The sequence below is a fragment of the Catellatospora vulcania genome (genome assembly GCF_009720385.1).
Classification (GTDB): Bacteria; Actinomycetota; Actinomycetes; order Mycobacteriales; family Micromonosporaceae; genus Catellatospora; species Catellatospora vulcania.
Genome location: NZ_WARX01000034.1, coordinates 42403 through 57962, shown reverse-complemented (window position 1 = coordinate 57962; position 15560 = coordinate 42403). Strand labels below are relative to the sequence as shown.

The 15560-nt window shown below is 74.4% G+C and carries 12 protein-coding genes; 5 read left to right on the top strand and 7 right to left on the bottom strand.

Annotated features, from left to right (window positions below; translation table 11 throughout):
- The first annotated feature begins 80 nt into the window (after positions 1-80).
- From F6W97_RS37305 to F6W97_RS37295, 3 genes are all read left to right on the top strand, one after another.
- Positions 81-818, top strand: a complete 738-nt coding sequence (locus F6W97_RS37305) for an ABC transporter ATP-binding protein (protein WP_155375303.1) — start codon at positions 81-83, stop codon at positions 816-818.
- On the top strand, positions 815-3307 hold the full coding sequence (locus F6W97_RS37300; RefSeq protein ID WP_196279504.1) for an FtsX-like permease family protein: 2493 nt from the start codon (positions 815-817) through the stop codon (positions 3305-3307). Before F6W97_RS37305 ends, F6W97_RS37300 begins: the two co-directional genes overlap by 4 nt.
- A gap of 92 nt (positions 3308-3399) precedes the next feature.
- Entirely contained in the window at positions 3400-4605 is a 1206-nt protein-coding gene (locus tag F6W97_RS37295) for a PP2C family protein-serine/threonine phosphatase (protein ID WP_155375302.1), read from the top strand.
- Positions 4606-4609: 4 nt separating this feature from the next.
- Here F6W97_RS37295 and F6W97_RS37290 read toward each other — a convergent pair whose 3' ends face one another.
- From F6W97_RS37290 to F6W97_RS37270, 5 genes are all read right to left on the bottom strand, one after another.
- Entirely contained in the window at positions 4610-5206 is a 597-nt protein-coding gene (locus F6W97_RS37290; RefSeq protein WP_196279503.1) for a DUF305 domain-containing protein, read from the bottom strand.
- A 93-nt stretch (positions 5207-5299) separates the two neighbouring features.
- Positions 5300-6037: a lytic polysaccharide monooxygenase gene (locus tag F6W97_RS37285; protein WP_155375300.1), complete on the bottom strand. Its 738-nt coding sequence runs from the start codon at positions 6035-6037 to the stop codon at positions 5300-5302.
- A 209-nt stretch (positions 6038-6246) separates the two neighbouring features.
- A complete protein-coding gene (locus tag F6W97_RS37280; protein WP_155375299.1) occupies positions 6247-9762 on the bottom strand; it encodes an ABC transporter ATP-binding protein in 3516 nt (1171 codons plus the stop codon).
- A gap of 107 nt (positions 9763-9869) precedes the next feature.
- Positions 9870-11105: an exonuclease domain-containing protein gene (locus F6W97_RS37275; RefSeq protein ID WP_155375298.1), complete on the bottom strand. Its 1236-nt coding sequence runs from the start codon at positions 11103-11105 to the stop codon at positions 9870-9872.
- A gap of 276 nt (positions 11106-11381) precedes the next feature.
- Positions 11382-11882 carry a hypothetical protein gene (locus F6W97_RS37270; RefSeq protein ID WP_155375297.1) on the bottom strand — a complete coding sequence of 167 codons (501 nt, stop codon included), beginning with the start codon at positions 11880-11882 and terminating at the stop codon, positions 11382-11384.
- A 55-nt stretch (positions 11883-11937) separates the two neighbouring features.
- Here F6W97_RS37270 and F6W97_RS37265 point away from each other — a divergent pair, with 55 nt between their 5' ends.
- Positions 11938-12429, top strand: coding sequence for a GNAT family N-acetyltransferase (locus F6W97_RS37265; RefSeq protein WP_155375296.1), 492 nt, complete (start codon positions 11938-11940; stop codon positions 12427-12429).
- 16 nt (positions 12430-12445) lie between these two features.
- Here the strand turns inward: F6W97_RS37265 and F6W97_RS37260 are convergent, their stop codons facing one another.
- Together F6W97_RS37260 and F6W97_RS37255 are read right to left on the bottom strand one after the other, a co-directional pair.
- Positions 12446-13075: a HEAT repeat domain-containing protein gene (locus F6W97_RS37260; protein ID WP_155375295.1), complete on the bottom strand. Its 630-nt coding sequence runs from the start codon at positions 13073-13075 to the stop codon at positions 12446-12448.
- A gap of 130 nt (positions 13076-13205) precedes the next feature.
- Complete coding sequence (locus tag F6W97_RS37255) at positions 13206-14213, bottom strand: hydroxyacid dehydrogenase (RefSeq protein WP_155375294.1); 1008 nt, start codon at positions 14211-14213, stop codon at positions 13206-13208.
- A 153-nt stretch (positions 14214-14366) separates the two neighbouring features.
- Between F6W97_RS37255 and F6W97_RS37250 the strand changes: the two genes are divergently transcribed.
- On the top strand, positions 14367-15452 hold the full coding sequence (locus F6W97_RS37250) for a substrate-binding domain-containing protein (protein WP_155375293.1): 1086 nt from the start codon (positions 14367-14369) through the stop codon (positions 15450-15452).
- Positions 15453-15560 lie beyond the last annotated feature (108 nt).

Below are 15560 nucleotides of genomic sequence, written 5' to 3'. Positions count from 1 at the left end.
GGCACAGTAGTGCTGGGACTAGTCCGGATCCTCGCCGTCGCACCCGTGTGCCGAGCCCCGCGTTCCGGTGGGGTGGTCGCATGACATCAACGGCGACGGTCCGCCTGCACGCGGTCCGCAAGACGTACGGGACCGCAGCGAACGCGGTCACCGCCCTCGACGGGGTGAGCGCGGAGTTCGCCGGCGGCACGTTCACCGCGGTGATGGGCGCGTCCGGCTCGGGCAAGTCGACGCTGCTGCAGTGCGCGGCCGGGCTCGACACCGTCGACAGCGGGCAGATCACCATCGACGGCGTCGACCTGGCCGGGCTGTCCGAGCACGCCCGCACACTGCTGCGCCGGGACCGGATCGGGTTCGTGTTCCAGGCGTACAACCTGGTGGGCGCGCTGACCGCGGCGCAGAACACGGCGCTGCCGCTGCGGCTGGCCCGGCGTGCGCCGCAGGCCGCGGCGGTCACGCAGGCGCTGGCCGAGGTCGGCCTGGCCGAGCGGGCCGGGCACTACCCGGCGCAGCTGTCCGGCGGCGAGCAGCAGCGCGTCGCCATCGCCCGTGCGCTGATCACCCGGCCTGCGGTGCTGTTCGCCGACGAGCCCACCGGGGCGCTGGACAGCACGTCGTCGGCGGTGGTGCTGGCTGCGCTGCGCCGGCTGGTCGACGAGCACGGGCAGACCGTGGTGATGGTGACCCACGACCCGGTGGCGGCCGCGGCCGCCGACCGGGTGCTGGTGCTGGCCGACGGGCAGCTAGTCGACGAGATCACCGGCGCGGACCCGGCGCGGATCGCCGCCCGGCTGGCCCGCGGGGCGGTGGCCGCATGATCGCGCTCGCCTCGCTGCGGGAGCGCCACCGCAGCCTGCTCGGCACGCTGATGACGCTCGCCGTCGCGGTCGCTGTGCTCACCGTGTGCGGCCTGCTGCTCGTCTCGGCCCGCCCGGTGACCCCCGACCGGTACGCGGCGAGCCCTGTGCTGATCCGTCCGGTGCCGCCGGCTGCTCCGGAGGCGTTTACCGAACCGCGGCCGTGGCCGAAGGAGCAGGCGGCGACGCTGACCGCCCGCCTGGCGGCCCTGCCCGAGGTGTCGGCAGCCGTGCCCGTGCACCGCTTCCACGCCCAGTTGCTGCGCGACGGCCGGCCCGTCGCGGGCGAGCACGACGCCTACAACTGGTCCGCCGCCGCGCTCGGCGGCCACCGGCTCAGGGCGGGCCGGGCCCCGGCCGCCGCCGGTGAGGTCGTGCTCGGCGCGGCGTTCGACAGCCCGCCGGGAGCGCGGGTGGAATTGCTGACGGCGAGCGGGCCGGAGACGTTCACGGTGACGGGGACCGCCGACGGGGCCGGGATCTGGGTCGGCGACCGTGTGGCGGATGCTCGCGGCGCGGCTCAGGTGATCGGCTTGCTGACCGGCGCGGACACCGACGCCGCCACGGTGGCCGCGGCGGCGGTCGCCGCGGTCGGGGCGGACGGGGTGGTGCTGGCCGGCGACGCGCGCGGCGCGCTGGAGCCGGTCGGGGACGCCCGCACCCGGTGGATCGGCATGCAGGTGCTGTCCGCCCTGTCCGCGCTCGGGGTATTCGTGTCGGTGTTCATCGTCGCGTCGACGTTCGCGTTCGCGACGCGGCAGCGGGAGCGGGAGCTGGGCCTGCTGCGCCTGCTCGGGGCGGTGCCGCGGCAGGTGCGGCGCTGGGTCCTCGGCGAGGTGCTGCTGCTGGGCCTGCTCGGCGGCGCGGTCGGAGTCCCGGTGGGCCTGCTGGCCGCCGGGCCGGTGGCGGGTTGGCTGATCCGCACCGGGTTCGAGCCGGCGTCGTTCACCGTGCTGTACCAGCCGGTGGTCCCGGTTGCCGCGATGGTTGCCGGGGTGCTGGTGGCGCTGGTGGGGGCCTGGGCCGCGGCCCGCCGGGCGGCACGGGTGGGGCCGCTGGCGGCGCTGCGGGCGGCGGCCGTCGACGACCGGCCGGTGACCCTCGTCCGGCTGCTCGCCGGAGGGGTGGCGCTGGCCGCTGCCGTCGCCGCGGGTGTCGCCGCGACCCGGGCGTCCGGGGCCGACCTGGGCACCTACGCCCTGTACGCGGCGATGGCGCTGGTCACCGCGGGCAGCCTGCTGGCCCCGCTGCTGCTGCCACCGGCGGTGCGGCTGCTGACCATGCCGTTCACGGGCGGCCGGGGCGCGATCGTGCTGCTGGTGCGCCAGCATGTCGGCACCGCGGCCCGACGGTCCGCGTCCACGGCCGCGCCGGTGCTGCTCTGCGTGGCGTTCACCGTCCTGATCGGTGGCATGGTGCAGACCACCACCGCCTACTACGGCCTCAACCGGGTCACCGCCGCGAACGCCACGGCCGTGGTCGTCCCCGACGGCACACCGGGTCTGTCCGACGCCGCGGTCGCCGCCGCGGGCGGCCTGTCCGCCCTGCCCACCACCCTGTACGACGGAACCGAGCCGCTACCCGCCGCCGGCATCACCCCCGCCGAGCACGCCCTGCTGGCGGTCGCCGACGGCAGCCTGTCCGCCCTGCACGGTCTCGCCGCCGCGAGCCTGGCGACCCCCGTCGGCTCGGCCCCGCCCCCGGGTCCGGCGGACAGGGTCGTGCCCGCGGGGCCGGCGGGCAGGGTGCTGGCGGTGGCCGTGGCCGAGGGATTCGCCAGGCAGGCGGGGTGGGCCGTGGGCAGCATGCACCCGGTCTCCGGCCCGGACGGCGAGCCGGTCACGCTGCGGGTGGTCGCCGTGCTCGCCGGCGGTCCGCTGCCGGCCTCCGTGCTGCTCGACCGGGCGGCGGTGCGCGCCATGGACCCGTCGGCGCTGACCCTCGTCGTCTACTCCGGACAACCCGTCCCGCGGGCCGCGCTCGCGGGCCTGGGCGCGCGCCCGCTGAGCGCCGCCGCCTACGCGGCGAGCGGCCAGGACGCCGACGACCGGCTGGTATGGGTGTTCACCGCCCTGCTGATCGGGGTGTCGGCCGGGTTCGGGCTGCTGGCGGTGGTGAACACGATGCTCATGTCCACCTCCGGCCGGGCCGCGGACCTGCGGGTGCTGAGACTGTCGGGGGCGACCCGCGGCCAGGTGCTGGGGATGCTGGCCGCCGAGACCGCGGCCGTGGTCGCCACCGGGGCGGTGCTGGGGCTGGCCGTCGCTGTCGCCGCGCTGGCGGCGCTCGCCCGCGGGCTGAGCGCGCAACTCGGCGTCGCGGTGCCCATGGTGGTCCCCTGGGGCACGCTGGCCGCGACCGTCGGCGTGTGCCTCGTGCTGGCCGTGGCCGCGGCGACGCTGCCCGCCCTCGGCTCCCGCCGGCAGGGCGGCGCTGTGGGCGGTGTTTGAGCAGGTGGCCGCCCGGGAACGTCAGGGAATGCACGGGGGAGCGAGGTTGTTCGACGCCGGCCGTGCACGTGACGGGACGGCGAGGTGCTCGGATGACCCAGGTGACGTACGACCCGTGGCACGCGGCGCTGCTCGACCTGCTGCACCTGACCCAGCAGGCGCAGGACGACCAGGTGGCCGAGTGTGTCAGCGCGGCGCTGCGTCCGCTCGGCATGGAGACCACCTGCTACCTGGTCGACGAGGAGCAGCGTCACCTGCATCCGCTGGCCGAGCACGGCAAGCAGCCGGTCGGCCCGCTGGGCGTGGAGGGCACCGTCGCCGGGCGTGCCTTCACCACCGTGGACACGCAGCGGGTCGGCGGCGGGGTGGGCGGCCGGCTGTGGGTGCCGCTGGTGGACGGCACCGAGCGCCTGGGCGTGGTGGAGATCGTGCTGCGCCGTGACGACTGCGACATCGAGGCGCTGCAGGACTGGTGCGAGAGTTACGTGGGCCTGGTCGGGCACCTGCTGGCGGTGAAGATGCCCTACGGCGACTCGCTGCAGCAGGTCCGGCGGACCAGGCCCATGACGGTGGCGGGCGAGCTGCTGCTGTCGACGCTGCCGCCGATGACGTTCACCTCCGACCGGCTCGTGCTCAGCGCGGTGCTGGAACCGCACTACGACATCGGCGGCGACGCGTTCGACTACGCGCTCGACGACGAGATCGCCTGGTTCTGCGTACTCGACGGGATGGGCCGCGGACTGGGCGCGGCGGTCATGACGGTGACCGCGCTGGCCGCGATCCGCGCGGCCCGGCGTGCCGATGGCGGCCTGTACGCGATCGCGCGGGCAGTCGAGGACGCGCTGCGGGACCAGTTCGACGACGCCTACGTCACCGGGCTGCTGTGCGAGCTGCACACCGGCACTGGGCGGCTGCGCTACATCAGCGCGGGCCACCCCGCCCCGCTGCTGCTACGGCGCGGCCGGGCGGTCCGGGAGCTGACCGGCGGCCAGCGGCTGCCGTTCGGCCTGGACGATGCGGCGATCGAGGTCGCCGAGGAGATTCTGGAGCCGGGGGACCGGCTGCTGCTGTACACCGACGGCATCGTGGAGGCGAGCGACAAGTGGGGTGAGATGTTCGGCGTACAGCGGCTCGCCGACCTCACCGAGCAGGCGGCGCAGGCGAAGCTGCCGGCTCCGGAGACGCTGCGCGGGCTCGCGCACCGGGTCGCCGCGTTCCGGGACGGGCCGCCGCGCGACGACGCGACACTGATGCTGGTCGAGTGGTCGGCCGAGGCGGCCCGCCGGGTGCTGCCCTGACCGGTCAGCCGGACACCAGGCCGAGCATCATGGTCACCTGAGCGGTGCGGGACTGGTCGACGCGGGTGGCGAACTCCAGCACCTGCGGATTGACGCCGGACGTCAGCTCCATCCGGGCATACTCGACGGCCTGGTGCTGGTGACCGATCAGCAGGTTGAGGAAGACCTTGTCGAAGTCGGCGGCGGAGGCGTCGCGCAGCGCCTTGATCTCGTCCGGCCCGGTCGCGGGCAGCCCGCCGTGTCCGGCGTGCAGGCTCGGGTCGGCGGCCGGGGTCAGCGATTGCGACCAGCCCTTCAGCCAGCCCTGCACCGCGGTCAGCTCGTCGGCCTGGGTCACGTCCATCGCCGCGGCAAGGGTGCGCACCTGGGTGTTCTCGGTGCGGGCGGCGGCGAGCCTCAGCAGCTCGGCGGCGGGACCGTACTGCGCGGCCATCATCTGCAGGAACATCACGTCGGTGTCGTTGTGCCCGCCGGACTCCGACAGCGCCGGCGGCGGCGACCCGGACGGCGGCGCGAACGACGGGCGGGCGGTGACGCCGGGCGGCGCGTCGCAGGCGGCCAGGGTCACCAGGGCGACGGCGAGCAGGACGAAGCGCTTCATGTGCGGGTGGCTCCTCATGGCGGGCACCGGGGCGGCGGTGGTCCGGGGGCCGGTCCGCGGCTCGGGTGAGCCGCGGACCGGGTCAGGTGGGACTCAGATGCGCTGCCACAGGGCAGGCACGTTGGGCGGCTCCCAGCCGGCGAGCGCGGTGTGCGCCTGCAGGCAGCGGTAGCTGAGCCCGCCGTAGGTCACCGTCGCGCCGACGGCGTACGCGGTGCCCGCGGCCCAGGTGCCGCCGGCGGGCGGCGGGCTGGCCGGGGGCGGCGACTGCGGCGGGTTCGGCGAGGGCGACGTCGGAGGCGGCGTCGGGTTGCCGCCGCCGCCACCGACCTGGAGGTCCACGCAGGAGTAGAACGCCATCGCGGTGTCGTAGACGTTCCACCGGGCCAGCACGAGGATCCGGCCGGTGCGCCCGCCGAGGCTGATGTTGTGCGAGACCGTCGCACCGGGCTGGGCGCCGTTGTCGTTGACCACCCCGATGCGGGTGCTCCCGACGAAGTACTCCCAGGTGCTGGTGCGGTGCCGGGCGGTGAGCACCCAGTTGAACGTGACGTTGTTGCCGACCGAGGCCGCGGGCCAGTTCTTGCTGTTGTCGTTGAGCACCGCGAACCTGCTGCCGCCGCCGTTGCACTGCAGCGAGCCCTTGGGGGCCTCGACGCTCTGCGGCTCGTAGACGATGTCACCGCAGCCGGTGACCCGGCCCTGGGCGCAGTTGGCCTGCCGGCTGGGCGGGGACGAGATGTACCCGTGCGCGCTCGCCGGGGTGGCGATCATGCCGGACACCAGGATGGTGAAGATGGACAGGACGGGTAGAACGATCCGTTTTCTCATGTCTCCTCCTCGCTTCTGTGCGGGATGGACGGACCGGGTGGGGCGAGTGCCGGTGTCGTGAGAGGAGACATCGACACTCGTTCACGAAAACATAAATTAAACAGTCCTAACTGTAAATACGCTTAACTGAGATTGCGTTCAAGTTGGCACGTGCCAGGACATACGGAAAGCCCCGGCCGTTCCCAGCCGGGGCTTCCCACGTTGCGCGCTCAACCGGCCAGGTGACCCCAGCCCGCCTCCAGCTCGTCCCACGAGCCCTGCGCGGCCGCCTCGCCGTTGATCAGCACGACGACGTGGTCGGCCTGCACCAGCGCCGCCCGCTTGGACGTCGAGCCGACCACGGTCAGCCCGTGCGCCCGCAGCGCCTGCCACAGCGCCAGCTCCGTGGTCACGTCCAGGGCGGACGACACGTCGTCGGCGATCAGCAGCTCGGTGCCCGGCGCCAGCGCGCGGGCCAGCGCCAGCCGCTGCAGCTGACCGCCGGACAACCGGGTGCCCTTGTGCCCGATGAGCAGCTCCATGCCGCTGCCCGCCGCGGCCAGGTCGTGTTCCAGCTGCGCCGTCGCCACCGCCTGGGCCGCGTCGACGTCGTGGCCGAGCCGGATGTTGTCGCCGACCGTGCCCGACAGCACCCGCGGCAGCTGGCCCACGTACCCGACCTGGTTCGGGCGCAGGAACAGCTCCGGCTCGACGACCCGGTCGCCGTTCCACAGCAGCGCGCCGTCGTGGTGCACGATCCCGGCCAGGGCCCGCAGCAGCGACGACTTGCCCGATCCGACCGGGCCCAGCACCAGCACCAGGTCGCCGCGCTCGACGGTGAGGTCGATGCCGCGTACGCCGACCGTGCCGTCCTCGTGCACCGCCCCGAACTTGGACAGCTCCAGCCGGTGCAGCGGGTTGCGCGGCGCGGCCACCGGCCCCGGGGCGGTGCCCGCGGACAGGTCCACGCCCGGCACGGCCGCCGAGTACGCGCCGACCCCGGCCATCGCCACGGTGCGCCTGGTCCACACCCGTGCCGACGGCAGCTGCGAGACCAGCGAGGCCGTGGTCCAGGCGAACCACCGGGCCGAGCCCAGCGTCGACACCGCGACCAGGGTCGCACCCGCACCCAGGTCACCCGCCATGAACAGCGCCCACACCGCGATCGGCAGCAGACCCGCCAGCAGTGAGGGCGTCGAACGCGCCCACACCTGCATGGCGATCTCCTGGCGCTGGCGCTCGCTGCGGGCGGCGTCGAGATCGGCCAGCCGACCCAGCACCGGCCGGGTCGCCCCGGCCAGCTTGACCGTGCGTGCCGACGACAGCGACGACACCAGGAACGTGGCGAACGCGGCCCGCGCCGCCACGGTGTGCGCGGCCGAACGCTTGAGCACCGGCGCGAAGACCGACGCGGCCAGCGCCGAGACCACCATCGTGCCTGCGAAGAACAGCGCCGGCACGATCGAGCCGGACACCAGCGTCATCGCGACGATCATGACCACGCAGATGGTCTGGTCGACCAGGTTGTCGGCGAGCATCACCACCCGCTCGTTGTCGCCGCCCTGCGCGACGACCTCGGCCGGGGTGTGCGCGCTGACCCGGCGCGGCCCGGTCTGCCCGTGCACCAGGCGCAGGTTGATCCGCAGCATCTGCCGGACCCACCACTCCGGATACCACAGGCCCGCGAAGTAGCCGGCCGGCGTGGTGACGGCGAGCCCGGCGACGATGCCGACCGCCGGCCACCACGGGCTGCCGGAGCCGTCGACGACATCGGCCCACAGCCACGGCAGCACCGTGCCGTCCAGGCCGAACAGCACCATGACGGTGAACAGCGCGACCGAGACCTGGCCGAAGCGGAAGTCGTTGACGGTCAGCCGGAAGATCTCGCGCAGGGTGCGCACCCGCTGCGGCGCGGGCAGCGGCGGCGGATCGGCCTTCGGCAGCGCGATCAGGTCCGCCCCGGGTCCGCCGCCGGCCGGTTGAGCCGGGCCTGCCACGGCGCCCGGCGGTCCGTCACCCGCCGCGCCCTCGGCCGCCGACTCCAGGCCGTACGCGGTCGCCAGGACCAGCTCGCCGTCGGCCGCGCTGCTGTGGCTGGTCGCCAGCAACTGCGCGAACCGCTCCGACTCCGACAGCGGCCCGGCCTCCACGACCCGGCCGTCGGCCAGCACCACGACCTCGTCGCAGTCGCGGACCGAGGACAGCCGGTGCGCGATGACCACGCCGATGCGGCCGTTCAGCAGGCGCTGGGCCGCGTGCTGCACCCGTGACTCGGTGACCGGGTCCATCCGAGCGGTGGCCTCGTCGAGGATCACCACCTGCGGGTCCCGGACCAGGATGCGGGCGAACGCGACCAGCTGCTCCTGCCCGGCCGACAGCTTCTGGCCGCCCTCGCCGAGCTTCGTGGCCAGGCCGTCGGGCAGCGTGTCCACCCATGAGGCCAGGCCGAGCTCGTCCATCGCCTGCCCGGCCGCGCCGATCAGCTCCGGGTCGAACAGCGCGATGTTCTCCGCGAGCGTGCCGGCCAGGATCTCGGTGCGCTGCGGCACGATCGCGACCCACCGCCGCAGCGACTCCACGTCCAGGTCGTTGAGGTCCACCCCGCCCAGGAACACGGTGCCCCGGGGCACGTCGACGGCCCTGGTCAGCACCTTGGCCAGCGTCGACTTGCCCGAACCGGTCCGGCCGACCAGGGCGTACGAGCGCCCCGGCGCGAAGGTCAGATCCAGCTCGCGCAGCGCCGGGCGGCGGCGGTCGGTCGAGTAGTGGAAGGTCAGCCCGCGCACCTCGATGTTGCCGGTGGCGGGCGCCGTGCCGCCGGTCGGCTCCTGCGGGGTGTCGCGCAGCAGCTGCACCCGCGCCCACGCGCCCAGCGCGTGCTGCAGCTCCGGCAGCATCCGGCTGACCTGCTCGACGGTGCCGCCGAAGGCCAGGGCCAGCAGCCACGCGCCGGTGAGCCGGGCCGCGTCGAGGTGGCCCGCGGACAGCGCCCACACCCCGCCGAGCACGAGCACGGCGATGCCCGCCCTGGTCACGCCGCCGGCGATGGTGCTGACCTTCGACGACAGCGCCCACACCCGCCGGCCCCGTCTGAGCACCTCGGCGGAGCGCTGGGCGTAGAGCCGCAGCACGTACGGCCGGCCCAGGCTGGTGCGCACGTCGTCCTGGCCGTGCACCGACTCCTCCTGCACGGCGGCCAGGTCCGACCAGGCCTCCTCCTCGTGCATGCGGGCCGGGCCGATCGCGCCGGTCGGCTTGCGCAGCCCGAATCCGAGCACCACCGACAGCACGAGCATGGCCAGACCGGCCGGCCACCACACCACGAACGCCGTCACCACCGACAGCACGGCCACCGCGCCGGACTGGGCCAGGCGCACCCCGCTGCCGCGCAGCTGCGAGCCCACCTGGTACACGTCGCCGTCGATGCGGTCGAGCAGCTCGCCGACCGGGGTGCCCTCCAGCGCGGGCAGGCTCTGCCCGAACGCGACCCGGCACAGCCGGCGGCGCACGTCGGCGGCCCAGTCGGCGGTGAGCCGCGCCATGATCAGGCTGAGCACGAGGTCGCTGAGCACGACCACCGTCAGCGCCGTGGCCAGCGCGGTGAAGGCGAGCGTGGACCGGTCCACCAGCACGGTGCCGGCCAGCGCCGCGGACAGCGCGGCCGCAGCCGCCCCGGCCACGATGAGCACCAGCACCGCCAGGGTACGGCGAGGGGACGTGGCCCACAGGTCACGGAACAGACGCATGGCAGGCCCCTTGCAGCTGGTTTGAACTGGTCCCCAGCATGCAAGGCCGCCCCACCCGAGCTCAACGCAATTACGGCGGCAACGGGGTGGTGATCAACACAGTTCGGCTACTCCGCGACGCGCAGCGCCACGAGCATGCTCAGGAAAGCGCCCGGGTGCACGATCGGGATGCGGTTGCGGCGCGCCTGGCGGGCCTTGCCGGACATGGTGTCGGGATCGGCGGCCACCAGCAGCCGGGTCGTGCGGGTGACGGTGCGGCCCACCGTCAGCCCGGCGATGCGGGCGCGCTCCTCCCACAGCTCCCGGGACTCGGCGGTCTGCCCGGTGAACACCACGGTGTCGCCCGGCAGCAGCCGGAACGCCGGCGCCGGCAGCGGCCGGGTGGTGCGGCGGTGCGGGTCTTCGCCGTCGGGGTCCAGCGCCCGGTCCACGTCGGCGCGGTCCAGGCCGAGCAGCGCGGCGACGGTGTGCAGGTCGTCGCGCTCGATCTCGGTCACCCGGCCGTCGTCGACGGCCTCCGCCGCGAGCGCCTGCAGGTAGAGCCGGTGCAGGTCGAGCACGTCGGCGCGGGTGAGCCCCAGCGCGTACGCGGCCTCCACCAGCGCGTCGGCCTCCACCGCGGAGACGTGCCGGTCGAGCAGGGCCTGGTCCAGCAGCGACAGGTAGTCGTCGGCCTGCGGCGGGGCCGGCACCCGGGGCAGCCGCTCGATCAGCCTGCTGAGGAAGTGCTCCTCGGCCTCGTGCGGGTGGCGGCGCACCACCGGCATCGCCTCGGCCGGCGGCAGCGGCGGCCAGGTCAGCGTGGACGCGTCGAGCACCAGCTGCTGCCAGGGCGGCGGCGTGCCGACCCGGTGCAGGTAACGCGCCAGCAGCCCGGCGGCCGCGCGGGCGTCGTCGAGCGCGCTGTGCGCCCGCTGCTGCGGGATGCCCGCCGCCTGGCAGCAGTCGCGCAGGCTGCGCCCGGCCGACGGCAGCAGCTGCGCGGCCAGGTTCATCGTGCACAGGCCGTACTCGCGCCCGACCGGGGCCGAAAGGCCCAGCCGGGAGTACTCGGCGACCAGGAACGCGGCGTCGAAGGCGAGGTTGTGCGCCACGATCACCCGCTCGCGCAGCAGCAGGCCGATCTGCCCGGCCAGGTCGGCGAAGACCGGCGCGCGGCGGGCCTCGGCGGCGGTGATGCCGTGCACGTGCTGGGGGCCGAGGTCGCGCTCGGGGTTGACCAGGCTGGACCAGTCGCCCGTGATCCGGCCGGACCCGTCGACGTGCACGATCGCGATCTCGCAGATCCGGTCGTGCCAGGTCGTGCGCAGCCCGGTGGTCTCCACATCGATCACCGCGTACACGCCGCCACCTCCGCCTTCCCCGTCCCGGACCGTCCCATCACGACCGCTCCGGGTCCCCACAGTATGTCGTGCGACACCCGCTGCGGCTCCGCCGAAAGCACCGACACGCGCCGAACCCGGCAGGGATCACCTCGGAAGATCGCCCGATCGTGCACCGCCGCCACCTGTGCTCGCGTGCCCTCCGCCCGCTCGCAGGATCGCTCGACCTGCCTGGCACCCGTGTGAATGGCGGCGCAGGATACGCACACCTGCCTGGCAAGCCCGACGGTCTTGAGGTCAGGCGCGGCGTGCGCCTTCGGGCCAGACCACCACCACGGGCAGGTTCAGCGCGTGGGCCCGGGCGACCACGGCCGCGGTGCCGCCCCGGTCGGCGGGCGGTTGCCCGTCCCAGACGGCGACGAGCAGGTCGCATCCGGCGAGCATGGTGGCATTGGCGTCCTCGTACGCGGCCCGGCCCGCATGTTCGTGCGGCAGCACGCGCACGGATGCGGCGCAGGCGACCAGCCGATCGAAATCCGCGGCGTGCTCCGGGGAGACCTGCCGTTCCCGGTAGTCGGCGGCGGGCAGCACGACCTCCAGGCGTGCGCCGCGCGCCACCACGGCCTCGGCGAAGATCGTGTCAGCTCCCGCAGCCAGGCAGGTCACGCCGACCAGCTCCGCCGGCCGGTACGCGGCGAGCAGCGCGCGCAGCTCCGCGCCGACGAGGGCCGCGGTGTCCTCGGTGAGGTTCAGGTGCCCGGTCACACCGATGCGGGTCCGCCTCCTGGCTGCATCCATGCTGGACAATGTGACACAACGCGCCGCCGCACGCCGTCCCGGATAGGCTCAATACATGATCACTAGAGACGACACCGTCCGGATCCGGCCGGCGACCACCGACGATGCGCCGGCGGTCGGCGCGATCTGGAGGGACGGCTGGCGCGACGGCCACCTCGGCCACGTGCCCGAGGAACTGGTCGCGATCCGCACCCCCGAATCGTTCGACCTGCGCGCCGCGCAGCGGGTCGCCGACACGACGGTGGCCGAGGTGGACGGCGCCGTCGCCGGGTTCGTGATGGTCGTCGCCGACGAGGTCGAGCAGGTGTACGTGGCCGCCGACCGCCGCGGCGCCGGTGTCGCCGGCGCGTTGCTGGCCGAAGGGCTGCGGCAGGTGGACCAGAACGGGCACGAGCGAGCCTGGCTGGCGGTGGCCAGCGGCAACACCCGTGCCCGCCGCTTCTACGAGCGTGAGGGCTGGACTGACGAGGGCGCGTTCGACTACCCCGCGCGTTCGTCCGGCGGACCGATCGCGGTGCCCTGCCACCGGTACACCAGGCTGGTCTGACCGGCCGGCGGTGGGATCAGGCCGGATCCTCGCGCCACAGGCCGTCGGGGTCGATGAAACGCTGGGCCAGGGCGGCTTCGGCGTCGGGGCCGCCGATCTCGGCGAGCCGCCGGGCCGCGGCCTGGTGCGCCCAGTGCAGCTTCGGGTCGGGACGGCTGACGACGTCGCGCAGGGCCTCGATCTCGTCGGCGTCGGACATGCCGCACAGGCCCTCGATCGCCGCGGTGACCACCGTCGGCCGGGCCGAGCGGACCTTCTCCAGCAGCGCGGGCCGTTCCGTCTCCTCCTGCCCGCCGGCGCGGGCGGTGACCGCGACCATCTCCTCCCACGGGTCGGCGGAATTCCACCACCGGTCGACGAGGTCGGCGACCGGTTCGCTGGCGGCGTTCTCGCGCGCCGTCGCGATCTCGTAAAGCGCGGCCCGCACTGCGCCGACGCAGCAGAACCGGGGCTCACGGCGGAGCGTGTCGTGTGCCTCCAGCAGCGCCGGGAGCGCTCGCGGGTCGCGGGTCGCCTGCAGGCGGCGGGCGTAGGGGCCCCAGTGCTCGCCCTCGGCGGGGCGATCCTCGAACGCCCGGTCGTGCTCGGGCCGAGCGGGCTGCGGCGCGAGCGCCCCGCCGCCGTCGAAGGCCGACTCCTGTTGCATCCGGCCGGCATTCCGGCGGCTTCTCGCGATTCCCACGGGATCATTGAACACCGGACCGCCGATCACCCGTCGGGGTATGCACCCTCCACCGATCGGCGTACTGCGGGAGGGCGCGGGCAAGCGGTGTGGGTCAGGCGCTGTGCGCCAGCTGCTCGTGGCGCACCGGGTGGGCGAACGGCAGCCCCGCGGCGTATCGGGCCACCTCCGCCACCGCGGCGTCGGCCATCCGCTGTACCTCGGTGCCCATGGACCCGGCGAAGTGCGGGGTGAGCAGCACATTGGGCAGGTCGTAGAGCGGTGAGCCGGGCGGCAGGATCTCCGGTGTGGTGGTGTCCAGCACCGCGCTGAGCCGCCCGGTCAGCAGCTCGTCGAGCAGCGCGTCCTGGTCGACGAGCGAGCCGCGGGCGGTGTTGACGAGCGTCGCGCCGTCGCGCATCAGCTTCAGCCGTCCCCGGTCGATCATGTGGAACGTGGCGGGCAGCTCGGGCGCGTGGATGCTCACCACGTCGCTCGCCGCGCACAACTCGTCGAGCCCGACCAGGCGGACCCCTAGCGCGGTGGCGTCAGCGAGGCCCAGGTGCGGGTCGTGCACCAGGACCGTCAGGTCGTACGGGCGCAGCAGCTCGATCACTCGGCGGCCGATGCGCGAGGCCCCGACGAGGCCGACAGTGCGCCGGTAGTTGCCGACGTACGGCAGTTCGGCGCGCCAGTCGACCTGCTCGCCGCGCCGGGCGCGGTAGAGGTCGCGGGCGCGCAGCACGCCCTTGTTCGACAGCAGGATCGCGGCGACGGCGAACTCGGCGACCGGCACGCTGTTGGCGTCGACGGCGCTGGTCACCGCGATGCCGCGGCTCCAGCAGGCTTCGGTGACGTGGTGGCGCACCGTCCCGGCGGCGTGCACGACAGCCCGCAGCGCCGGTGCCGCGGCGAGCACCGTCTCGTCCAGCGGCGGGCAGCCCCAGCAGGTGAACAGCACCTCGGTGTCGCGCAGGGCGGCGCGCACGTCGGCGCGGCTGAAGTCGTCGGCCAGCGGGGCGGCGACCTCGGCGACCGCTTCGAGGGCGGTGCGGATGCGCGGGGTGAGGATGTGCGGCACCACGGCGGGATCCATGGCGACGAGCACTCGCGGCCGGGGCATGGCGCCGCCCTTCGGTCAGTAGTAAACGTTTGCTAAACGAAAGTAGCGATCGCAATTCCGATCGTCAAGACGGTACGATCATTCTCGCCGGGTGGTGTGCGCACCGGCCGGTGTGGTACCACGTGCGCGCAGAGGGACTGGGGGAGAGAGTCAATGCGGTACACCGTGGAGGAACGGCACGAGCGGATCTTGGAGCTGGTCCGCGCCGCGGGCACGCTGCGCGTGACCGACCTGGCCGAGCAGCTCGACATCTCGACCGTCACGCTGCGGCGCGACGTCGAGCTGCTGTCGACGCAGGGCCGGCTGGACCGGGTGCGCGGCTCGGTGTCGTGGCCGCACGGCCGGACCGCGGCGGGCGGCGGAGCGCCGGCGCCGGGTGCGGGCGCGGTGATCGGCCTGGTGGTGCCGCAGGCGACGCACTACTTCGCCGACGTCATCCGCGGCGCGCAGGACGCCGTGTCGGCGGCGGGCGGCCGCCTGGTCCTCGCGGTCACCAACTACCAGCCGCAGCAGGACACGCTGCAGGCGGCGCGGCTGGTCGAAGCGGGTGCGGACGGGCTGCTGCTGGTGCCGAGCTGGCTCACCGGAGAGGACCCCGGCAGCGCGGACGCGTTCGGCCCGGACGTGCCGACTGTGCTGGTGGAGCGGCGTGGCACGCCCGGCACACGGGCGGCGGAGCTGGACCGGGTGTGCTCCGACCACGCCTCCGGGGCCGGTCTGGCGCTGCGCCATCTGGCCTCGCTGGGCCATCGGCAGATCGCGCTGGTCTCCGGCATCAGCGCCACCCAGGTGCAGGTCCGCCGCGGGTACGACGCGGCGCTGGCGGCGTTGGGCCTGACCGCCCCGCACGAGCCGCTGGAGCTGTACGCCGGGGACGTGGTGCCGGAGCGGATCGAGGCGGCCGCGGACGCGCTGGCCGCGGCGGTGGCCGAGCGCCGGATCAGCGCCGCGCTGGTCGTCGGCGATGTCGACGCGCTGATGATCGTGCAGTCGCTGCGCGCCCGCGGGCTGCGGGTGCCGGAGGACCTGGCGCTGGTGGCGTACGACGACGACGTGGCCGCGCTGTCCGACCTGCCGCTGACCGCGGTCGCCCCGCCCAAGCACGCCGTCGGCGAGGCCGCGGTTCGGCTGCTGCTGCAGCGGCTGGACGCGGACGGCAAAGGCGTGCCGCGCCAGCACCTCGAACTGCTTCCGGAGCTGCGGCTGCGGGTCTCCTGCGGGCGGCTGCTGCCCCGCTGACGTCACACGCTGAAGGGCCCGCAGGCGCACGCCTGCGGGCCCTTCACGCATGCCGCGTGCGCAGAGAACGCTCCCTCGCGTCCGAACGATCAGCGAAAGAAAACGTCT

Bases quoted from the DNA above. Each gene is read 5' to 3' on its own strand.
- F6W97_RS37305 (WP_155375303.1), top strand. From the start codon at position 81: ATGACATCAACGGCGACGGTCCGCCTGCACGCGGTCCGCAAGACGTAC.
- F6W97_RS37300 (WP_196279504.1), top strand. From the start codon at position 815: ATGATCGCGCTCGCCTCGCTGCGGGAGCGCCACCGCAGCCTGCTCGGC.
- F6W97_RS37295 (WP_155375302.1), top strand. From the start codon at position 3,400: ATGACCCAGGTGACGTACGACCCGTGGCACGCGGCGCTGCTCGACCTG.
- F6W97_RS37290 (WP_196279503.1), bottom strand. From the start codon at position 5,206: ATGAAGCGCTTCGTCCTGCTCGCCGTCGCCCTGGTGACCCTGGCCGCC.
- F6W97_RS37285 (WP_155375300.1), bottom strand. From the start codon at position 6,037: ATGAGAAAACGGATCGTTCTACCCGTCCTGTCCATCTTCACCATCCTG.
- F6W97_RS37280 (WP_155375299.1), bottom strand. From the start codon at position 9,762: ATGCGTCTGTTCCGTGACCTGTGGGCCACGTCCCCTCGCCGTACCCTG.
- F6W97_RS37270 (WP_155375297.1), bottom strand. From the start codon at position 11,882: ATGGATGCAGCCAGGAGGCGGACCCGCATCGGTGTGACCGGGCACCTG.
- F6W97_RS37265 (WP_155375296.1), top strand. From the start codon at position 11,938: ATGATCACTAGAGACGACACCGTCCGGATCCGGCCGGCGACCACCGAC.
- F6W97_RS37260 (WP_155375295.1), bottom strand. From the start codon at position 13,075: ATGCAACAGGAGTCGGCCTTCGACGGCGGCGGGGCGCTCGCGCCGCAG.
- F6W97_RS37255 (WP_155375294.1), bottom strand. From the start codon at position 14,213: ATGCCCCGGCCGCGAGTGCTCGTCGCCATGGATCCCGCCGTGGTGCCG.
- F6W97_RS37250 (WP_155375293.1), top strand. From the start codon at position 14,367: ATGCGGTACACCGTGGAGGAACGGCACGAGCGGATCTTGGAGCTGGTC.